The following is a 19485-nucleotide window of genomic DNA, read 5'->3' as shown; positions in this document are numbered from 1 at the left end:
ACATGACTGTAACGACTTTTTCCGAACTTGAACTCGATGAAAGCCTGCTCAATGCACTTGAGAGCAAAGGCTTTACACGCCCGACCGCCATTCAGGCCGCGGCCATTCCGCCTGCGCTTGAGGGCCGCGATGTGCTCGGTTCTGCGCCAACCGGCACGGGGAAGACAGCAGCCTATTTGCTGCCTGTGTTGCAGCATCTGCTCGATTTTCCACGTAAAAAATCTGGCCCGCCGCGTATTTTAATCCTGACGCCTACGCGCGAACTGGCAATGCAGGTTGCCGATCACGCGCGTGAACTCGCGGCAAATACTCATCTGGATATCGCCACCATCACCGGCGGCGTTGCGTATATGAACCACGCCGAAGTGTTCAGCGAAAACCAGGACATCGTCGTTGCGACGACGGGACGCCTGCTGCAGTACATTAAAGAAGAGAACTTCGACTGCCGCGCGGTTGAAACGCTGATCCTCGACGAAGCCGACCGCATGCTGGACATGGGCTTCGCACAGGATATCGAGCACATTGCCGGGGAAACGCGCTGGCGTAACCAGACGATGCTGTTCTCTGCCACCCTCGAAGGGGAAGCGATCAAAGACTTCGCAGAGCGTCTGCTGGAAGATCCGGTGGAAGTCTCAGCGACGCCGTCCACCCGTGAGCGTAAGAAGATCCACCAGTGGTACTACCGCGCGGACAACCTCGAGCACAAGGTCGAATTGCTGAAACACCTGCTGAAGCAGGAAGATGCTCTGCGCACAATCGTGTTTGTGCGTAAGCGCGAGCGCGTGCACGAGCTGGCTGAAATGCTGCGTAACGCCGGGATCAACAACTGCTATCTTGAAGGCGAGATGGCGCAGATCAAGCGTACCGAAGGCATCAAGCGCCTGACCGACGGTCGCGTTAACGTGCTGGTTGCGACTGACGTTGCCGCTCGTGGGATCGACATCCCGGACGTCAGCCACGTCATTAACTTCGATATGCCGCGCAGCGGAGATACCTACCTGCACCGTATTGGCCGTACCGGCCGCGCGGGCCGCAAAGGGATTGCGATTTCACTGGTCGAAGCGCATGACTACCTGCTGCTGCAGAAGATTGGTCGCTATGTTGATGAGCCGCTGAAAGCGCGCGTTATTGACGAACTCCGCCCGACCACGCGCGCGCCGAGTGAAAAGATGACGGGTAAACCGTCCAAGAAAGCGCTCGCGAAACGTGCTGAGAGAAAAGAGAAAGAAAAAGAGAAACCGCGCGTGAAGCAGCGCCACCGCGATACCAAAAATATTGGTAAGCGCCGTAAGCCAAGCTCTGCCGCACCAGAGACGAAAACTGAAGAGTAAAAAAAGCCGGGGATTTCCCCGGCTTTTTTATTCCCCCTGCTGAAGCCGTTACAGGCTTTCAGTAAAGGTACGGGCGATAACGTCGCGCTGCTGTTCTGGAGTCAGTGAGTTAAAGCGAACCGCATAGCCGGACACGCGGATAGTCAGCTGCGGGTATTTTTCAGGGTGCTCAACCGCGTCCATCAGCGTTTCGCGGCGCAGTACGTTTACGTTCAGGTGCTGACCACCTTCCACGCGCACTTCCGGTTTCACTTCCATTGGAATTTCACGGTACTCGATTTCGCCCAGTTTGCTCACCGGCACGATTTCATCTTCAGCAAAACCCGCTTTCGCAACGACACAGCGCGCTTCGTTTTTCTCGCTGTCCAGCAGCCAGAAAGAGTTGAGCAGATCGTCATTTGCAGCTTTAGTAATCTGGATACCTGTAATCATGTGTTGCCTCCCTTAGGCTACATTAACTGATGTCGGCCTCTCGCGGCCAATTGGTAAAACCATTGTTTCTTGTGTGTATATATATCATTCACACCCCGGTGATTTATTGATTTAAATCAACAAAAACACCAACCACATAAAGAGTGTGGTTTGAATTTATTGTTTTAGATCAATTTCGCAATCTTACCAATTCAACTTGCCCTGCATCTTTTCAAAATAAATTTAGCCACTTAGCGCACTTTTCAGCGTGTAATTTTGCTCACCGGGGTTAAACAGGTAAGCTAGTCACAGATTGAGATTCGCAGGAGAGCGAGATGACAACACCTTTAACCTGGCATGACGTGCTGGCAGAAGAAAAGCAGCAGCCTTATTTTATCAATACGCTCAGCACCGTTGCCGCCGAGCGTCAGTCCGGACAGACGATTTACCCGCCGCAGAAAGATGTGTTCAACGCCTTTCGCTACACAGAACTGAGCGATGTGAAAGTGGTCATTCTTGGCCAGGATCCCTATCACGGCCCTGGGCAGGCGCATGGGCTGGCGTTTTCCGTCCGTCCGGGCGTGGCTATCCCCCCTTCTCTGCTCAACATGTATAAAGAGCTTGAGGGAACCGTGCCCGGTTTTACCCGGCCAAACCACGGCTACCTGGAAAGCTGGGCGCGCCAGGGCGTGCTGTTACTGAATACGGTGCTTACCGTACGGGCGGGCCAGGCGCACTCGCACGCCAGCCTTGGGTGGGAAACCTTTACCGATAAAGTCATCAGCCTTATCAACGAGCATCGTGAAGGGGTGGTGTTTTTACTCTGGGGTTCTCACGCGCAGAAGAAAGGGGCGATTATCGATCGTCAGCGTCATCACGTGTTGAAAGCACCGCATCCGTCACCGCTGTCTGCACATCGCGGTTTCTTTGGCAGTAATCATTTTGTTCTGGCAAATGAATGGCTGGAAAAACGTGGCGAAACGCCAATTGACTGGATGCCTGTATTACCGGCAGAGAGCGAGTAGGATTTGAATGTGCCGGGTCAGGCCCGGCACATTAAGAGGCTTATGCCTTGTTCTGACGCCACCACTCGGCCAGCAGTACGCCGGTCGCAACGGATACGTTCAGACTTTCCACATTACCTGTCCCGTCGATAGAGACGCTCAGATCCGCACTGGAGAGCGCCGCGTCAGACAGACCATCGCGTTCCTGACCTAATACCAGCACCATTTTACGCGGCAGCGTCGCTTTAAACAGCGGCGTACCGGCATGGCTCGAGGTAGTCACGATGGAATAGCCCGCTTTACGGAACTGCTCAAGGGCATCCAGAACGCTGTCGCCGGTGATCGGCTGTACGTGCTCAGCTCCGCCTTCCGCAGTACGGATCGCGGCACCGGATTCCAGCAGCGCGGCATCCTGCAGCAGCACGCCTTTCACGCCAAAGTGCGCGCAGCTGCGCATCATTGCGCCCAGGTTGTGCGGGTTGCCCACGTCTTCCAGCGCCAGCACGCAGTCATCGGCATCCGCCTGGCTGACCCAATGCTGCACGGTCGTGCCATTACGTTTTTTGATCAGGAAGCAGACGCCGCCGTGGTGTTCAGTACCGGACGCTTTGGTCAGCTCGGCATCATCCACGACGTGGTAGGCTTTACGGTTCGCGGCCATCCAGCGCAGCGCTTCTTTAAAGCGCGGAGTCACGCTCTGGATAAACCAGGCACGGACGATACACTCAGGACGGCTCTGGAACAGCGCCTGGCAGGCGTTCTCGCCATACACGCGGGTCTCTTCTGCGCGCTGACGGCGCAGCACTTCCGGGTCGATAAAGCTTTTACCGCTGATACCGCCGTGATCGGCTTTTTCCGGCGTCTCATCGCCAGGGGCACGAGAAACGGTGCGCCACGGGGAGGCGTTATCGCGTGAGAAGTCATCACGCGGACGATCGTCGCGTGGACGGTCACTGCGTGGGCGGTCGGAACGCGGACGGTCATCGCGTTTGCGATCGTCACGTTTGCGGTCATCACCGCGGGTATTTTTGTCATCGCGGGCGGGGCGACGGCCACCGTCTGCACGAGAAGACGCCGGACGCCCGCCACCTTTTCCGGTACGCGGATTTTGGGTGCGTTTATCAGAGTCATCATCACTGCGGACATACATCACTTTGACCTTGCCGCTTTTGTTTTTCATTTCGTCGTTCATGCTTTTCTCCACCAGCGCTGCGCGAAGCGCGCAGATTACCCGATGTGCCAGCGCATAGCCATAATTTCGTACAAAAGCCTGTGACTATTGTTCTCATTGAATAAAACGCATTGTTGTTTCAAACAGGCTCATTGATAATATGTAACATATTAGAAACATTATCGGCGTTCTGCCGCTGTCCCACGGCTCTATCAGAGGTTAGTTATGAATACCGTATGTGCCAACTGTCAGGCTCTTAATCGCATTCCGGACGATCGGATGGAAGATGGTGCGAAATGCGGACGTTGTGGCCATGAATTATTTGATGGCGATGTCATTAACGCGACGGGTGCTACGCTGGACAAACTCCTCAAGGACGATCTTCCTGTTGTGATCGATTTCTGGGCGCCATGGTGCGGCCCATGCCGTAGCTTCGCGCCGATCTTCGAAGATGTGGCCGAAGAGCGCAGCGGAAAAATGCGGTTCGTTAAGGTCAATACCGAAGCCGAACCCGAACTGAGCGCGCGTTTTCGTATTCGCAGCATCCCGACCATTATGATTTTCAAAAATGGCGAAGTGATCGATATGCTCAACGGTGCGGTTCCAAAAGCGCCTTTTGAAAGCTGGTTAAACGAGTCGCTGTAACATTCACGGGGCACACCTTGTGCCCCGCTCCCGCCTCTGCGAAAATAGTGTTTTTCCTGCATTTCGCCCATGACTGATAACGCTGTCCTAAAATTACGCGCCGAACGCCTTGCGCGCGCCACCCGACCGTTCCTCGCCCGAGGCAACCGTATTCGCCGCTGTCAGCGCTGCCTGCTGCCGCTGAAGGTTTGCCTGTGCGAGACGCTGGCTCCGAGTACGGCGGAGAGCCGTTTTTGTCTGGTCATGTTCGATACCGAGCCGATGAAACCCAGCAATACGGGGCGTCTTATCGCCGATATTCTGCCGGATACGGCCGCGTTTCAGTGGTCCCGTACGGAGCCACCTCAGGCCCTGCTCGATTTAGTGGCAAGCAAGGACTATCAGCCGATGGTCGTTTTCCCCGCGTTATATGCAGGCGTGGATCGCCAGGTGCTTTCCGTGCCGCCATCCGGTAAACCACCGCTGTTTATTATGCTGGACGGTACCTGGACCGAAGCGCGGAAAATGTTTCGCAAAAGCCCCTATCTCGACGCGCTGCCGGTGATTTCTGTCGATCTTTCCCGCGTCTCCGCCTACCGCCTGCGTGAAGCGCATGCTGACGGGCAGTACTGCACCGCCGAAGTGGCCATTGCGCTTCTGGATTTAGCGGGAGATACCGCTGCTGCAGGGGCTCTTGGCGACCATTTCTCATGCTTCCGGGAGCGCTATCTGGCGGGAAAAACCGTTCATAAGGGCAGCGTCACAGCACTCGAGCCAGAAAGCGTTTAAAATCATCAGGTCGCTTGCATTCACAGGAGGCCTGCATGAGCCAGCGAGGGTTAGAAGCGCTACTTCGTCCTAAATCCATTGCCGTCATCGGCGCATCAATGAAACCGGATCGTGCTGGCTATCTGATGATGCGCAACCTGCTGGCCGGGGGTTTTAATGGCCCCGTCATGCCCGTCACGCCGGCTTATAAAGCCGTTCAGGGGGTGCTTGCATGGCCTGACGTACAAAGCCTGCCTTTCGTGCCGGATCTTGCCGTACTCTGTACAAACGCGAAGCGTAACCTGGAACTGCTGGAATCACTCGGCAAGAAGGGGTGTAAAACCTGCATTATTCTCTCGTCTCCCCCTGAACAGAAAGCCGAGCTTCTGGCCTGCGCCAGCCGCTATCAAATGCGCATTCTTGGGCCAAACAGTCTGGGCCTGCTCGCCCCCTGGCAGGGGCTGAATGCCAGTTTCTCCCCGGTTCCAATCCGCAAAGGCAAACTCGCGTTTATCTCGCAGTCAGCTGCGGTATCGAACACCATCCTGGACTGGGCGCAGCAGCGTGAAATGGGATTCTCCTACTTCATTGCCCTGGGCGACAGCCTGGATATCGATGTTGATGAACTGCTGGATTTTCTGGCGCGCGACGGCAAAACCAGTGCGATCCTGCTTTATCTTGAGCACCTCAGCGACGCGCGTCGTTTTGTCTCGGCTTCTCGAAGCGCTTCGCGCAACAAGCCGATCCTGGTGATCAAAAGCGGACGAAGCCCTGCGGCACAGCGTTTGCTGCATTCGCATTCCGGCATGGATCCCGCATGGGACGCCGCCATCCAGCGCGCGGGGTTGCTGCGGGTGCAGGATACGCACGAGCTTTTTTCCGCCGTTGAGACGTTAAGCCATATGCGCCCGTTGCGCGGTGAGAAATTAATGATTGTCAGTAACGGTGCAGCCCCTGCCGCGCTCGCGCTGGATGAGCTTTGGCGGCGCTTCGGCAAGCTGGCAACGCTGAGTGAAGAGACGCTGCAGCGCCTGAAAGAAGCGCTTCCGACCAGCGTGACGCCCGGCAATCCGCTTGATTTGCGCGATGACGCCAGCAGCGACCGCTATATCAGGGCGATTTCCATATTGCTGGATAGTCAGGATTTTGATGCGCTGATGATTATCCACTCCCCCAGCGCGGTCGCACCGGGCAGCGAAAGCGCGCGCGCGCTCATTGACGCCGTGCACAACCATCCACGAGGCAAATATGTCACCCTGCTCACCAACTGGTGCGGTGAATTTTCCTCTCAGGAGGCGCGGCGCTTGTTCAGCGAGGCCGGGCTGCCAACCTACCGCACGCCGGAAGGCACTATCACCGCGTTCATGCATATGGTGGAATATCGCCGCAACCAGAAACAGCTGCGTGAGACCCCGGCTTTGCCCGGGAATCTGACGGCGAACACCGTCGACGTTCACCGGCTGTTGCAGCAGGCCATTGAAGAAGGCGCGACGTCGCTTGATACGCATGAGGTTCAGCCCATTCTGGGCAGCTACGGCATGCAAACCCTGCCGACCTGGATCGCCAGCGACAGCGCTGAGGCCGTGCATATTGCCGAGCAAATTGGCTATCCGGTGGCCCTGAAGCTGCGCTCCCCGGACATCCCGCATAAGTCTGATGTTCAGGGAGTTATGTTATACCTGCGTACGGCGACTGAGGTGCAGCAGGCAGCTGATGCCATTTTCGACCGGGTCAAAATGGCCTGGCCGCAGGCAAGGATCCACGGATTGCTGGTGCAAAGCATGGCCAACCGCGCTGGGGCTCAGGAATTACGGGTTGTGGTCGAACACGACCCCGTCTTTGGCCCGCTCATCATGCTAGGGGAAGGTGGCGTTGAGTGGCGTCCGGAAGAGCAGGCCGTGGTCGCTTTACCGCCGCTGAACATGAACCTGGCGCGTTATCTGATCATCCAGGCGATTAAAAGTAAAAAGATCCGTGGCCGGAGCGCACTGCGTCCGCTTGATATTGCCGGGTTAAGCCAGTTCCTGGTGCAGGTGTCTAACCTGATTGTGGATTGTGCTGAGATCCAGCGGCTGGACATTCATCCGCTGCTCGCCTCCGGCAATGAATTTACGGCGCTGGACGTGACCCTGGATATCGCGCCATTCGAAGGAGACAGAGAGAGCCGTCTGGCAATCCGTCCGTATCCCCTGCAGCTGGAGGAGTGGGTTGAGATGAAGAATGGGGAACGGGCCTTGTTCCGCCCTATTCTGCCGGAAGATGAGCCCCAGCTGCGGGCCTTTATCTCTCAGGTCACGAAAGAGGATCTTTATTATCGCTATTTTAGCGAAATCAACGAATTTACCCACGATGATTTAGCCAATATGACCCAGATCGACTACGATCGAGAAATGGCGTTTGTTGCCGTTCGTCGCTCCGATAAGGGGGATGAGATCCTCGGCGTCACGCGTGCGATTTCTGACCCGGATAACGTCGATGCGGAGTTTGCGGTGCTGGTGCGATCCGATCTTAAAGGCCTGGGTCTGGGAAGACGGCTGCTGGAAAAACTCATCAGTTATACGCGAGATCACGGATTGTTACGCCTCAATGGCATTACTATGCCTAACAATCGCGGTATGGTGACCCTGGCGCGAAAACTTGGGTTTGACGTTGATATTCAGCTGGACGAAGGTATTGTGGCCTTGTCCCTCGGTCTGACATCAGCAGACAAACGCGAGTAAGCTACTGGAAATGTTACCCACTTTGGACGGGACTGGTGGTATCATTGTCCGCTTATGTTGTTTGCATGGTACAGACAACCCTTCAATGAACAGAGAAGAAACGCACTGTGATGTTGTCAAAATTTAAGCGTAATAAACATCAACAACACCTTGCTCAACTACCGAAGATTTCTCAGTCAGTTGATGATGTAGAGTTCTTTTACGCTCCCGCTCATTTTCGGGAGACGCTTCTGGAAAAGATTGCCAGCGCCACGCGACGCATTTGCATTGTGGCGCTGTATCTTGAACAGGATGAAGGCGGGCGCGCGATCCTGAACGCGCTCTATGAAGCCAAACGTCAGCGCCCGGAACTCGATGTTCGCGTGCTGGTCGACTGGCATCGCGCTCAGCGTGGCCGTATTGGCGCTGCCGCGTCAAACACCAATGCCGACTGGTATTGCCGCACGGCGCAGGAAAATCCTGGCGTTGATGTGCCTGTTTATGGCGTCCCGGTTAATACCCGTGAAGCGCTCGGCGTACTTCATTTCAAGGGCTTCATCATTGATGACAGCGTGCTTTACAGCGGCGCAAGTCTGAATGATGTTTACCTTCATCAGCTCGATAAATATCGCTACGACCGCTACCATCTGATCCGTAATCCGCAGATGGCCGATATCATGTTCAACTGGGTTGATAAAAACCTGGTCCATGGACGCGGTGTTAATCGCCTTGACGATCCCGAACGTCCTAAAAGCCCGGAAATCAAAAACGATGTTCGCGCCTTCCGCCAGGAGCTGCGTGATGCGGTCTATCATTTCCAGGGTGATGCGAACAACGAAGAGTTATCCGTTACCCCGCTGGTAGGGCTCGGCAAATCGAGCCTGCTGAACAAAACGATTTTCCATCTGATGCCGTGCGCGGAGCAGAAACTCACCATCTGTACGCCGTACTTCAACCTCCCTGCCGTGCTGGTGCGTAATATCATTCAGCTGCTGCGCGACGGTAAAAAAGTGGAAATCATCGTTGGTGATAAAACCGCAAACGACTTCTTCATTCCTGAAGATCAGCCGTTCAAAATCATCGGTGCACTGCCTTATCTCTATGAGATTAACCTGCGCCGTTTCCTGAGCCGTTTACAGTATTACGTAAACACTGACCAGCTGGTTGTGCGTCTCTGGAAAGACGAAGACAACACTTACCATCTGAAAGGAATGTGGGTCGACGATGAGTGGATGCTGCTGACCGGTAACAACCTGAACCCACGCGCGTGGCGACTGGATCTGGAAAACGCTATCCTGATTCATGACCCGCAGCATGAGTTAGCCGCAAAACGTGAGCGTGAGCTGGAGCTGATTCGCACACATACCACTGTGGTTAATCATTACCGCGAACTGCAGAGCATTGCCGATTATCCGGTGAAAGTCCGCAAGCTTATCCGCCGCTTACGTCGTATCCGTATCGACCGACTTATCAGCCGTATTCTGTAATCTCCTGGCCCTGCCACCCGCAGGGCTTTTTTATAGGGCCCGTTGATGCGTATTCCTCTGTTACTGAGCGTCTTCTTTCTGAGCGGCTGTAGCCATATGGCCAACGATAGCTGGTCCGGACAGGATAAAGCACAGCATTTCCTCGCTTCTGCGATGTTATCCGCAGCCGGTAATGAATATGCGCAGCATCAGGGATACAGCCGGGATCGTAGCGCGGCGATAGGGTTGATGTTCTCAGTCGGTCTTGGAGCATCAAAAGAACTTTGGGATAGCCGCCCCGCAGGGAGCGGCTGGAGCTGGAAAGATTTCGCCTGGGATGTCGCCGGCGCAACGACCGGCTATGCCGTGTGGCAGATGGCGCGCTATTAAAGTCGAATGCCTTTCCCTTTGCGATGCAGCATCAGGGAAACAATAAAGGCCAGTGCACCCATTATCGTTACGTACCAGAAGAATGTCGTTTCACTTCCCCATGATTTAAGCGACAACGCAACGTACTCCGCCGATCCGCCAAATAGCGCATTAGCAACCGCATAAGAGAGCCCTACCCCTAAAGCGCGGACCTGCGCCGGGAACATTTCAGCTTTCAGTATCCCGCTGATAGAGGTATAGAAACTGACAATCACCATCGCCAGCATCACCAGCGCAAACGCGGCATACGGAGAAGTCACATGCTGAAGGGCAGACAGAATAGGTACGGTACATAACGCCGACAGCCCGCCAAAAATCAGCATCGACGTGCGTCGACCGATTTTATCCGAGAGTGCACCGATAATGGGTTGTATGAGCATAAAGACAAACAGCGCCACGGTCATGACTACGCTGGCGACGTTTGCGTGCATGCCGGTGGTGTTCACCAGGTACTTCTGCATATAGGTGGTAAACGTGTAGAAACTAAGGGAGCCGCCCGCAGTAAAGCCCAGCACCATAAGGAAAGCTTTGCGGTTACGCCATAACCCTTTGAATGTTCCCGCCTCCTTCAGCGTTCTGACTTCCTTCTGAGAGGTTTCATCTAACTGACGGCGTAGCCAAAGTGCGACAACTGCCAGTACAGCGCCCATCGCGAAGGGGATTCGCCAACCCCAGGCGTGAAGTTGTGCGTCCGTCAGAATCTGCTGCAGGATCACCACCACAAGAATGGCCAGCAGCTGACCACCAATCAGCGTGACGTACTGGAATGAGGCGTAAAAACCTTTGCGGCCTTCCAATGCAATCTCACTCATGTAGGTCGCACTGGTACCGTATTCACCGCCCACCGATAATCCCTGGAATAAGCGGGCCAGTAAAAGTAGCGCCGGTGCCCAGGTACCAATCGATTCGTATCCGGGTAAGCAGGCGATCACCAGAGAGCCAAAGCACATCATACACACCGAGATCAGCATAGAAGCCTTACGCCCGCGACGATCCGCAATGCGGCCAAACAGCCAGCCCCCGATGGGTCGCATCAAGAATCCTGCGGCAAATACCCCAGCCGTTTGAAGCAGTTGTGTCGTGGTGTTGCCGGAGGGGAAGAAGATATGTGCGAAGTAGAGTGAACAGAATGAGTAGACGTAAAAGTCGAACCATTCAACCAGATTCCCTGAAGAGGCGCTGACGATTGCCCATACCCTTCTTCGGGTATCACTGTTAGCCAGCGTCCCGTTTGATGTAATACTTTCTGTCATTGTGATTATGCTCCTGCCATAAACAGCGGCGTATTGAGCCAGGAGACTCAATTACCTCGTGAATGAAATGTTATAATTTTGTTATAAATAACATTGAGACAGAGATCACACATTCCATTAGCAGGATAAGGGATTAAGAGAAAGGCCAGAGAGAGAAAGGCCAGAGAGAGAAAGGCCAGAGAGGGAAAGCACAAAGCAAAAAACCCCGCACCTTTCGGTACGGGGTTCTTCTAATTGATGCCTGGCAGTTCCCTACTCTCACATGGGGAGACCCCACACTACCATCGGCGCTACGGCGTTTCACTTCTGAGTTCGGCATGGGGTCAGGTGGGACCACCGCGCTAAAGCCGCCAGGCAAATTCTGTTAATCTGTATCAAGCTGAGTTGAATGCGTCGTCTCATCGCCGAAACAGCTTCGGCGTTGTAAGGTTAAGCCTCACGGTTCATTAGTATCGGTTAGCTCAACGCATCGCTGCGCTTACACACCCGACCTATCAACGTCGTAGTCTTCAACGTTCCTTCAGGACTCTCAAGGAGTCAGGGAGAACTCATCTCGGGGCAAGTTTCGTGCTTAGATGCTTTCAGCACTTATCTTTTCCGCATTTAGCTACCGGGCAATGCCATTGGCATGACAACCCGAACACCAGTGATGCGTCCACTCCGGTCCTCTCGTACTAGGAGCAGCCCCCCTCAATTCTCCAGCGCCCACGGCAGATAGGGACCGAACTGTCTCACGACGTTCTAAACCCAGCTCGCGTACCACTTTAAATGGCGAACAGCCATACCCTTGGGACCTACTTCAGCCCCAGGATGTGATGAGCCGACATCGAGGTGCCAAACACCGCCGTCGATATGAACTCTTGGGCGGTATCAGCCTGTTATCCCCGGAGTACCTTTTATCCGTTGAGCGATGGCCCTTCCATTCAGAACCACCGGATCACTATGACCTGCTTTCGCACCTGCTCGAGCCGTCACTCTCGCAGTCAAGCTAGCTTATGCCATTGCACTAACCTCCTGATGTCCGACCAGGATTAGCTAACCTTCGTGCTCCTCCGTTACTCTTTGGGAGGAGACCGCCCCAGTCAAACTACCCACCAGACACTGTCCGCAACCCGGATTACGGGTCTACGTTAGAACACCAGCCATTAAAGGGTGGTATTTCAAGGGCGGCTCCACGCAGACTGGCGTCCACGCTTCAAAGCCTCCCACCTATCCTACACATCAAGGACCAGTGTTCAGTGTCAAGCTATAGTAAAGGTTCACGGGGTCTTTCCGTCTTGCCGCGGGTACACTGCATCTTCACAGCGAGTTCAATTTCACTGAGTCTCGGGTGGAGACAGCCTGGCCATCATTACGCCATTCGTGCAGGTCGGAACTTACCCGACAAGGAATTTCGCTACCTTAGGACCGTTATAGTTACGGCCGCCGTTTACCGGGGCTTCGATCAAGAGCTTCGCGTTGCCGCTAACCCCATCAATTAACCTTCCGGCACCGGGCAGGCGTCACACCGTATACGTCCACTTTCGTGTTTGCACAGTGCTGTGTTTTTAATAAACAGTTGCAGCCAGCTGGTATCTTCGACTGATTTCAGCTCCACCCGCAGGGGCTTCACCTACATATCAGCGTGCCTTCTCCCGAAGTTACGGCACCATTTTGCCTAGTTCCTTCACCCGAGTTCTCTCAAGCGCCTTGGTATTCTCTACCTGACCACCTGTGTCGGTTTGGGGTACGATTTGATGTTACCTGATGCTTAGAGGCTTTTCCTGGAAGCAGGGCATTTGTTACTTCAGCACCGTAGTGCCTCGTCATCACACCTCAGCGTTAGAAGAGTTCCGGATTTACCTAAAACTCCCGCCTACATGCTTAAACCGGGACAACCGTCGCCCGGCTAACATAGCCTTCTCCGTCCCCCCTTCGCAGTAACACCAAGTACAGGAATATTAACCTGTTTCCCATCGACTACGCCTTTCGGCCTCGCCTTAGGGGTCGACTCACCCTGCCCCGATTAACGTTGGACAGGAACCCTTGGTCTTCCGGCGTGCGGGCTTTTCACCCGCATTATCGTTACTTATGTCAGCATTCGCACTTCTGATACCTCCAGCATGCCTCACAGCACACCTTCAACGGCTTACAGAACGCTCCCCTACCCAACAACGCATAAGCGTCGCTGCCGCAGCTTCGGTGCATGGTTTAGCCCCGTTACATCTTCCGCGCAGGCCGACTCGACCAGTGAGCTATTACGCTTTCTTTAAATGATGGCTGCTTCTAAGCCAACATCCTGGCTGTCTGTGCCTTCCCACATCGTTTCCCACTTAACCATGACTTTGGGACCTTAGCTGGCGGTCTGGGTTGTTTCCCTCTTCACGACGGACGTTAGCACCCGCCGTGTGTCTCCCGTGATAACATTCTTCGGTATTCGTAGTTTGCATCGGGTTGGTAAGCCGGGATGGCCCCCTAGCCGAAACAGTGCTCTACCCCCGAAGATGAGTTCACGAGGCGCTACCTAAATAGCTTTCGGGGAGAACCAGCTATCTCCCGGTTTGATTGGCCTTTCACCCCCAGCCACAAGTCATCCGCTAATTTTTCAACATTAGTCGGTTCGGTCCTCCAGTTAGTGTTACCCAACCTTCAACCTGCCCATGGCTAGATCACCGGGTTTCGGGTCTATACCCTGCAACTTAACGCCCAGTTAAGACTCGGTTTCCCTTCGGCTCCCCTATACGGTTAACCTTGCTACAGAATATAAGTCGCTGACCCATTATACAAAAGGTACGCAGTCACACCACGAAGGTGCTCCCACTGCTTGTACGTACACGGTTTCAGGTTCTTTTTCACTCCCCTCGCCGGGGTTCTTTTCGCCTTTCCCTCACGGTACTGGTTCACTATCGGTCAGTCAGGAGTATTTAGCCTTGGAGGATGGTCCCCCCATATTCAGACAGGATACCACGTGTCCCGCCCTACTCTTCGAGTTCACAACCTGTGTGCTTTCGTGTACGGGGCTGTCACCCTGTATCGCCGGACTTTCCAGACCGTTCCACTAACACACAAGCTGATTCAGACTCTGGGCTGCTCCCCGTTCGCTCGCCGCTACTGGGGGAATCTCGGTTGATTTCTTTTCCTCGGGGTACTTAGATGTTTCAGTTCCCCCGGTTCGCCTCGTTAACCTATGTATTCAGTTAACGATAGTGTGACGAATCACACTGGGTTTCCCCATTCGGACATCGCCGGGTCAAAGGTTCATATCACCTCGCCGGCGCTTTTCGCAGATTAGCACGTCCTTCATCGCCTCTGACTGCCAGGGCATCCACCGTGTACGCTTAGTCGCTTAACCTCACAACCCGAAGATGTTTCTTTCGATTCATCACCGACTTGCGAAAATTTGAGAGACTCGAACACACCATTAAAGATGTGTCGTTTCAATTTTCAGCTTGATCCAGATTTTTAAAGAGCAAATATCTCAAACGTCACCCGAAGATGAGTTTTGAGATATTAAGGCAGGTGACTTTCACTCACGAACCAGCAAGTGGCGTCCCCTAGGGGATTCGAACCCCTGTTACCGCCGTGAAAGGGCGGTGTCCTGGGCCTCTAGACGAAGGGGACACTGAAGTCTCAATCGCAAGACGCCTTGCTATTTACTTTTCATCAGACAATCTGTGTGAGCACTACAAAGGCAGGTTCTTTAAGGTAAGGAGGTGATCCAACCGCAGGTTCCCCTACGGTTACCTTGTTACGACTTCACCCCAGTCATGAATCACAAAGTGGTAAGCGCCCTCCCGAAGGTTAAGCTACCTACTTCTTTTGCAACCCACTCCCATGGTGTGACGGGCGGTGTGTACAAGGCCCGGGAACGTATTCACCGTAGCATTCTGATCTACGATTACTAGCGATTCCGACTTCATGGAGTCGAGTTGCAGACTCCAATCCGGACTACGACGCACTTTATGAGGTCCGCTTGCTCTCGCGAGGTCGCTTCTCTTTGTATGCGCCATTGTAGCACGTGTGTAGCCCTACTCGTAAGGGCCATGATGACTTGACGTCATCCCCACCTTCCTCCAGTTTATCACTGGCAGTCTCCTTTGAGTTCCCGGCCGGACCGCTGGCAACAAAGGATAAGGGTTGCGCTCGTTGCGGGACTTAACCCAACATTTCACAACACGAGCTGACGACAGCCATGCAGCACCTGTCTCAGAGTTCCCGAAGGCACCAAAGCATCTCTGCTAAGTTCTCTGGATGTCAAGAGTAGGTAAGGTTCTTCGCGTTGCATCGAATTAAACCACATGCTCCACCGCTTGTGCGGGCCCCCGTCAATTCATTTGAGTTTTAACCTTGCGGCCGTACTCCCCAGGCGGTCGACTTAACGCGTTAGCTCCGGAAGCCACTCCTCAAGGGAACAACCTCCAAGTCGACATCGTTTACGGCGTGGACTACCAGGGTATCTAATCCTGTTTGCTCCCCACGCTTTCGCACCTGAGCGTCAGTCTTTGTCCAGGGGGCCGCCTTCGCCACCGGTATTCCTCCAGATCTCTACGCATTTCACCGCTACACCTGGAATTCTACCCCCCTCTACAAGACTCTAGCCTGCCAGTTTCGAATGCAGTTCCCAGGTTGAGCCCGGGGATTTCACATCCGACTTGACAGACCGCCTGCGTGCGCTTTACGCCCAGTAATTCCGATTAACGCTTGCACCCTCCGTATTACCGCGGCTGCTGGCACGGAGTTAGCCGGTGCTTCTTCTGCGGGTAACGTCAATTGCTGAGGTTATTAACCTCAACACCTTCCTCCCCGCTGAAAGTACTTTACAACCCGAAGGCCTTCTTCATACACGCGGCATGGCTGCATCAGGCTTGCGCCCATTGTGCAATATTCCCCACTGCTGCCTCCCGTAGGAGTCTGGACCGTGTCTCAGTTCCAGTGTGGCTGGTCATCCTCTCAGACCAGCTAGGGATCGTCGCCTAGGTGAGCCGTTACCCCACCTACTAGCTAATCCCATCTGGGCACATCTGATGGCAAGAGGCCCGAAGGTCCCCCTCTTTGGTCTTGCGACGTTATGCGGTATTAGCTACCGTTTCCAGTAGTTATCCCCCTCCATCAGGCAGTTTCCCAGACATTACTCACCCGTCCGCCGCTCGTCACCCAGGAGCAAGCTCCCTGTGCTACCGCTCGACTTGCATGTGTTAGGCCTGCCGCCAGCGTTCAATCTGAGCCATGATCAAACTCTTCAATTTAAGTTTGATGCTCGTGAATTAAACTTCGTAATGAATTACGTATGTTCACTCAGAGACTTGGTATTCATTTATTGTCCGAAGACATTAAGAATCCATGTCACTTTGAGTGCCCACACAGATTGTCTGATAAATTGTTAAAGAGCAGTGCAACGCGGCTTTCGCTCACCGTTGCGAGGTGGCGTATATTACGCTTTCCTCTTTCAGAGTCAAGCGTTTATTTTCGCTTTTCTCTGCTGACCCGGCGGCGTGTGTGCCGTTGTTCCGTGTCAGTGGAGGCGCATTATAGGGAGTAATTCCGAACCTGCAAGGATAAAGTGAAATTTATTTACTGACTGCTCATTTTCCAGGCAAAACTAACTCCAGACCTCAATTTTCGCCTGGTTTTTAAACAAAAACGAGCCGCACGCGGCTCGTTTTTGCGTTTTGTGACTTACTGCACTGCCACAATGCGATCGTCGTTGGCTTCCAGACGAATAACTTTGCCTGGAATCAACTCTCCGGAGAGGATCTGCTGCGCCAGCGGGTTTTCGATCTGCTGCTGGATAGCACGTTTTAATGGACGCGCACCGTACACCGGATCGTAACCATTCTCGCTCAGCAGCTTCAGCGCATCGTCGGAGATGTGAATTTCATACCCACGCTCTTCCAGACGTTTGTACAGACGCTGCAGCTGGATCTGCGCAATCGACGCAATGTGTTTCTCACCCAGAGGATGGAAGACCACTACTTCATCAATACGGTTGATGAACTCCGGACGGAAGCTATGGCTGACCACACCGAGTACCAGATCCTTCATATGACCGTAATCCAGTTCGCCGAAACGTTCCTGAATCAAATCGGAACCCAGGTTCGAGGTCATGATGACAACCGTATTACGGAAGTCGACCGTTCTCCCCTGCCCGTCGGTCAGACGACCATCGTCCAGCACCTGAAGCAGGATGTTGAACACATCCGGGTGCGCTTTTTCCACTTCATCCAGCAGGATGACGGAATAAGGGCGACGGCGAACCGCTTCTGTTAGATAGCCACCTTCTTCATAACCCACGTATCCCGGAGGCGCACCGACCAGACGTGAGACGGAGTGTTTCTCCATAAACTCGGACATGTCGATACGCACCATCGCATCGTCGCTGTCGAACATAAAGTTAGCCAGCGCTTTACACAGCTCGGTTTTACCGACCCCCGTCGGCCCCAGGAACAGGAACGAACCAATCGGACGGTTTGGATCGGACAGCCCCGCTCGGCTACGGCGAATAGCGTTCGATACCGCCTCAACCGCTTCGTTCTGACCAATCACCCGATTGTGGAGATCTTGCTCCATGCGCAGCAGTTTTTCACGCTCGCCTTCCAGCATGCGCGCCACCGGAATACCGGTCCAGCGAGCAAGCACTTCCGCGATTTCTGCATCCGTCACCTTATTACGTAACAGACGCATCGTTTTCCCTTCTGACTGTGTCGCTATCTCAAGCTGTTTTTCCAGCTCAGGAATTTTGCCGTACTGCAGTTCAGACATCCGCGCCAGATCGCCGACGCGACGCGCCTGCTCAATGGCAATTTTTGCCTGTTCGAGCTCAGCTTTGATGGTCTGAGTGCCGGAAAGTGATGCTTTCTCGGCTTTCCACTCTTCTTCCAGTTCAGAGTACTGGCGCTCTTTATCGTCCAGTTCTTCATTGAGCATATCCAGGCGTTTCTTACTGGCTTCATCAGACTCTTTCTTCAGCGCCTGCTGTTCCAGCTTGAGCTGAATGATGCGTCGGTCGAGCCGGTCCAGCTCTTCCGGTTTCGAGTCAATCTGCATACGAATGCTTGAAGCCGCTTCATCAATCAGGTCGATCGCTTTATCCGGCAGCTGACGGTCAGCGATATAACGATGAGAAAGCGTCGCCGCTGCAACGATGGCCGGGTCTGTGATCTGCACGTGGTGGTGCAGTTCATAGCGCTCTTTCAGACCACGCAGGATCGCGATGGTGTCTTCAACGCTTGGCTCAGCAACAAACACTTTCTGGAAGCGACGTTCCAGCGCAGCATCTTTTTCAATGTACTGACGATATTCATCAAGCGTAGTGGCGCCGACGCAGTGAAGTTCACCGCGCGCCAGCGCAGGTTTCAGCATGTTCCCGGCATCCATCGCGCCGTCCGCTTTACCCGCACCGACCATGGTGTGCAGTTCGTCGATAAACAGGATAACGTTGCCTTCCTGTTTCGCCAGGTCGTTAAGCACGCCTTTGAGACGCTCTTCGAACTCGCCGCGGTATTTCGCACCGGCCACCAGCGCGCCCATATCCAGCGCCAGTACGCGGCGGCCTTTCAGGCCTTCCGGCACTTCACCGTTGACGATACGCTGCGCCAACCCTTCAACAATGGCGGTTTTACCGACACCCGGTTCACCAATCAACACCGGGTTGTTCTTGGTACGACGCTGCAGTACCTGAATCGTACGGCGGATTTCTTCGTCACGGCCGATAACCGGGTCAAGTTTGCCCTGCTCAGCACGCTCGGTCAGATCGACCGTAAATTTCTTCAAAGCCTGACGTTGGTCTTCGGCTCCCTGATCGTTCACGCTTTCACCTCCGCGCATTTTCTCAATCGCCTGAGTCACATTGGCGGTGGTCGCGCCGGCAGATTTCAGCAGGTCGGTCAAGGTGCCGCGTGATTCAAGCGCCGCCAGAACAAACAGCTCTGACGAAATAAAGTTGTCCCCACGTTTTTGCGCCAGCTTGTCGCAAAGGTTCAGTACGCGTACCAGATCCTGCGACGGCTGAACGTCGCCGCCGGTACCTTCTACCTGCGGCAAACGGCTCAGCGCCTGATCGATAGCGGTGCGTAACTGGCCAGCATTAATGCCAGCGGACGTTAATAAAGGACGTACCGATCCCCCTTCCTGATTCAGCAAGGCGCTCATTAAATGAAGAGGTTCGATAAATTGGTTGTCGTGCCCCAGTGCGAGGGACTGGGCATCGGCGAGAGCAAGCTGGAATTTATTAGTAAGACGATCCAGACGCATAACTCCTCCCATAACAGGTCAAATTTGCTACTGGAGATTAAATGAGGTCATCCCTCAATTATTCAAGGTTAATGACCTGAATTATGTGAAAAGAAAACGG

General features: G+C 54.1%; 11 protein-coding genes, 1 tRNA gene and 3 rRNA genes. 7 read left to right on the top strand and 8 right to left on the bottom strand.

Annotated features, from left to right (window positions below):
- The first annotated feature begins 2 nt into the window (after positions 1–2).
- Positions 3–1331 (top strand): ATP-dependent RNA helicase SrmB, encoded by a 1329-nt coding sequence (srmB, locus tag NQ230_RS05880; protein ID WP_023308854.1) that lies wholly within the window; start codon positions 3–5, stop codon positions 1329–1331.
- Positions 1332–1379: 48 nt separating this feature from the next.
- Here the strand turns inward: srmB and grcA are convergent, their stop codons facing one another.
- Positions 1380–1763 carry an autonomous glycyl radical cofactor GrcA gene (grcA, locus tag NQ230_RS05875; protein ID WP_008502190.1) on the bottom strand — a complete coding sequence of 128 codons (384 nt, stop codon included), beginning with the start codon at positions 1761–1763 and terminating at the stop codon, positions 1380–1382.
- Positions 1764–2077: 314 nt separating this feature from the next.
- On the opposite strand from grcA, the gene ung reads away from it, so the two are divergent.
- Positions 2078–2767, top strand: a complete 690-nt coding sequence (gene ung, locus NQ230_RS05870) for a uracil-DNA glycosylase (RefSeq protein ID WP_023333064.1) — start codon at positions 2078–2080, stop codon at positions 2765–2767.
- A gap of 40 nt (positions 2768–2807) precedes the next feature.
- Here ung and NQ230_RS05865 read toward each other — a convergent pair whose 3' ends face one another.
- Positions 2808–3938 carry a tRNA/rRNA methyltransferase gene (locus NQ230_RS05865; protein ID WP_257260401.1) on the bottom strand — a complete coding sequence of 377 codons (1131 nt, stop codon included), beginning with the start codon at positions 3936–3938 and terminating at the stop codon, positions 2808–2810.
- A gap of 204 nt (positions 3939–4142) precedes the next feature.
- Between NQ230_RS05865 and trxC the strand changes: the two genes are divergently transcribed.
- From trxC to NQ230_RS05835, 5 genes are all read left to right on the top strand, one after another.
- The gene (gene trxC, locus NQ230_RS05860; protein WP_023308858.1) at positions 4143–4562 is read left to right on the top strand and encodes a thioredoxin TrxC; all 420 of its coding nucleotides are present in this window, start codon (positions 4143–4145) and stop codon (positions 4560–4562) included.
- 69 nt (positions 4563–4631) lie between these two features.
- Complete coding sequence (locus NQ230_RS05855; protein ID WP_257260399.1) at positions 4632–5330, top strand: tRNA-uridine aminocarboxypropyltransferase; 699 nt, start codon at positions 4632–4634, stop codon at positions 5328–5330.
- A 35-nt stretch (positions 5331–5365) separates the two neighbouring features.
- Positions 5366–8029 (top strand): bifunctional acetate--CoA ligase family protein/GNAT family N-acetyltransferase, encoded by a 2664-nt coding sequence (locus NQ230_RS05850; RefSeq protein WP_257260398.1) that lies wholly within the window; start codon positions 5366–5368, stop codon positions 8027–8029.
- A gap of 110 nt (positions 8030–8139) precedes the next feature.
- Positions 8140–9495, top strand: coding sequence for a CDP-diacylglycerol--serine O-phosphatidyltransferase (gene pssA, locus NQ230_RS05840; RefSeq protein WP_023333068.1), 1356 nt, complete (start codon positions 8140–8142; stop codon positions 9493–9495).
- Positions 9496–9540: 45 nt separating this feature from the next.
- Positions 9541–9864, top strand: coding sequence for a YfiM family lipoprotein (locus NQ230_RS05835; protein ID WP_090420245.1), 324 nt, complete (start codon positions 9541–9543; stop codon positions 9862–9864).
- On the opposite strand, the gene NQ230_RS05830 is transcribed toward NQ230_RS05835, so the two are convergent.
- The 6 genes from NQ230_RS05830 to clpB form a co-directional block, all read right to left on the bottom strand.
- Positions 9861–11156 carry an MFS transporter gene (locus NQ230_RS05830; protein ID WP_193939290.1) on the bottom strand — a complete coding sequence of 432 codons (1296 nt, stop codon included), beginning with the start codon at positions 11154–11156 and terminating at the stop codon, positions 9861–9863. The genes NQ230_RS05835 and NQ230_RS05830 overlap by 4 nt on opposite strands.
- Positions 11157–11395: 239 nt before the next feature.
- Positions 11396–11511 (bottom strand): 5S ribosomal RNA (gene rrf, locus NQ230_RS05825).
- Positions 11512–11581: 70 nt separating this feature from the next.
- Positions 11582–14487, bottom strand: a 23S ribosomal RNA gene (locus NQ230_RS05820).
- Between the two features lie 193 nt (positions 14488–14680).
- A tRNA-Glu gene (locus tag NQ230_RS05815) sits at positions 14681–14756 on the bottom strand.
- An 85-nt stretch (positions 14757–14841) separates the two neighbouring features.
- Positions 14842–16381, bottom strand: a 16S ribosomal RNA gene (locus NQ230_RS05810).
- The 16S, 23S and 5S rRNA genes sit together here with 1 tRNA gene alongside, the layout of an rRNA operon.
- A gap of 430 nt (positions 16382–16811) precedes the next feature.
- Positions 16812–19385, bottom strand: coding sequence for an ATP-dependent chaperone ClpB (clpB, locus tag NQ230_RS05805; protein WP_213328577.1), 2574 nt, complete (start codon positions 19383–19385; stop codon positions 16812–16814).
- Between the last annotated feature and the right edge of the window lie 100 nt (positions 19386–19485).

This window comes from Enterobacter asburiae (assembly GCF_024599655.1).
Classification (GTDB): Bacteria; Pseudomonadota; Gammaproteobacteria; order Enterobacterales; family Enterobacteriaceae; genus Enterobacter; species Enterobacter asburiae_D.
This window is presented reverse-complemented; position numbering and strand designations above follow the sequence as displayed.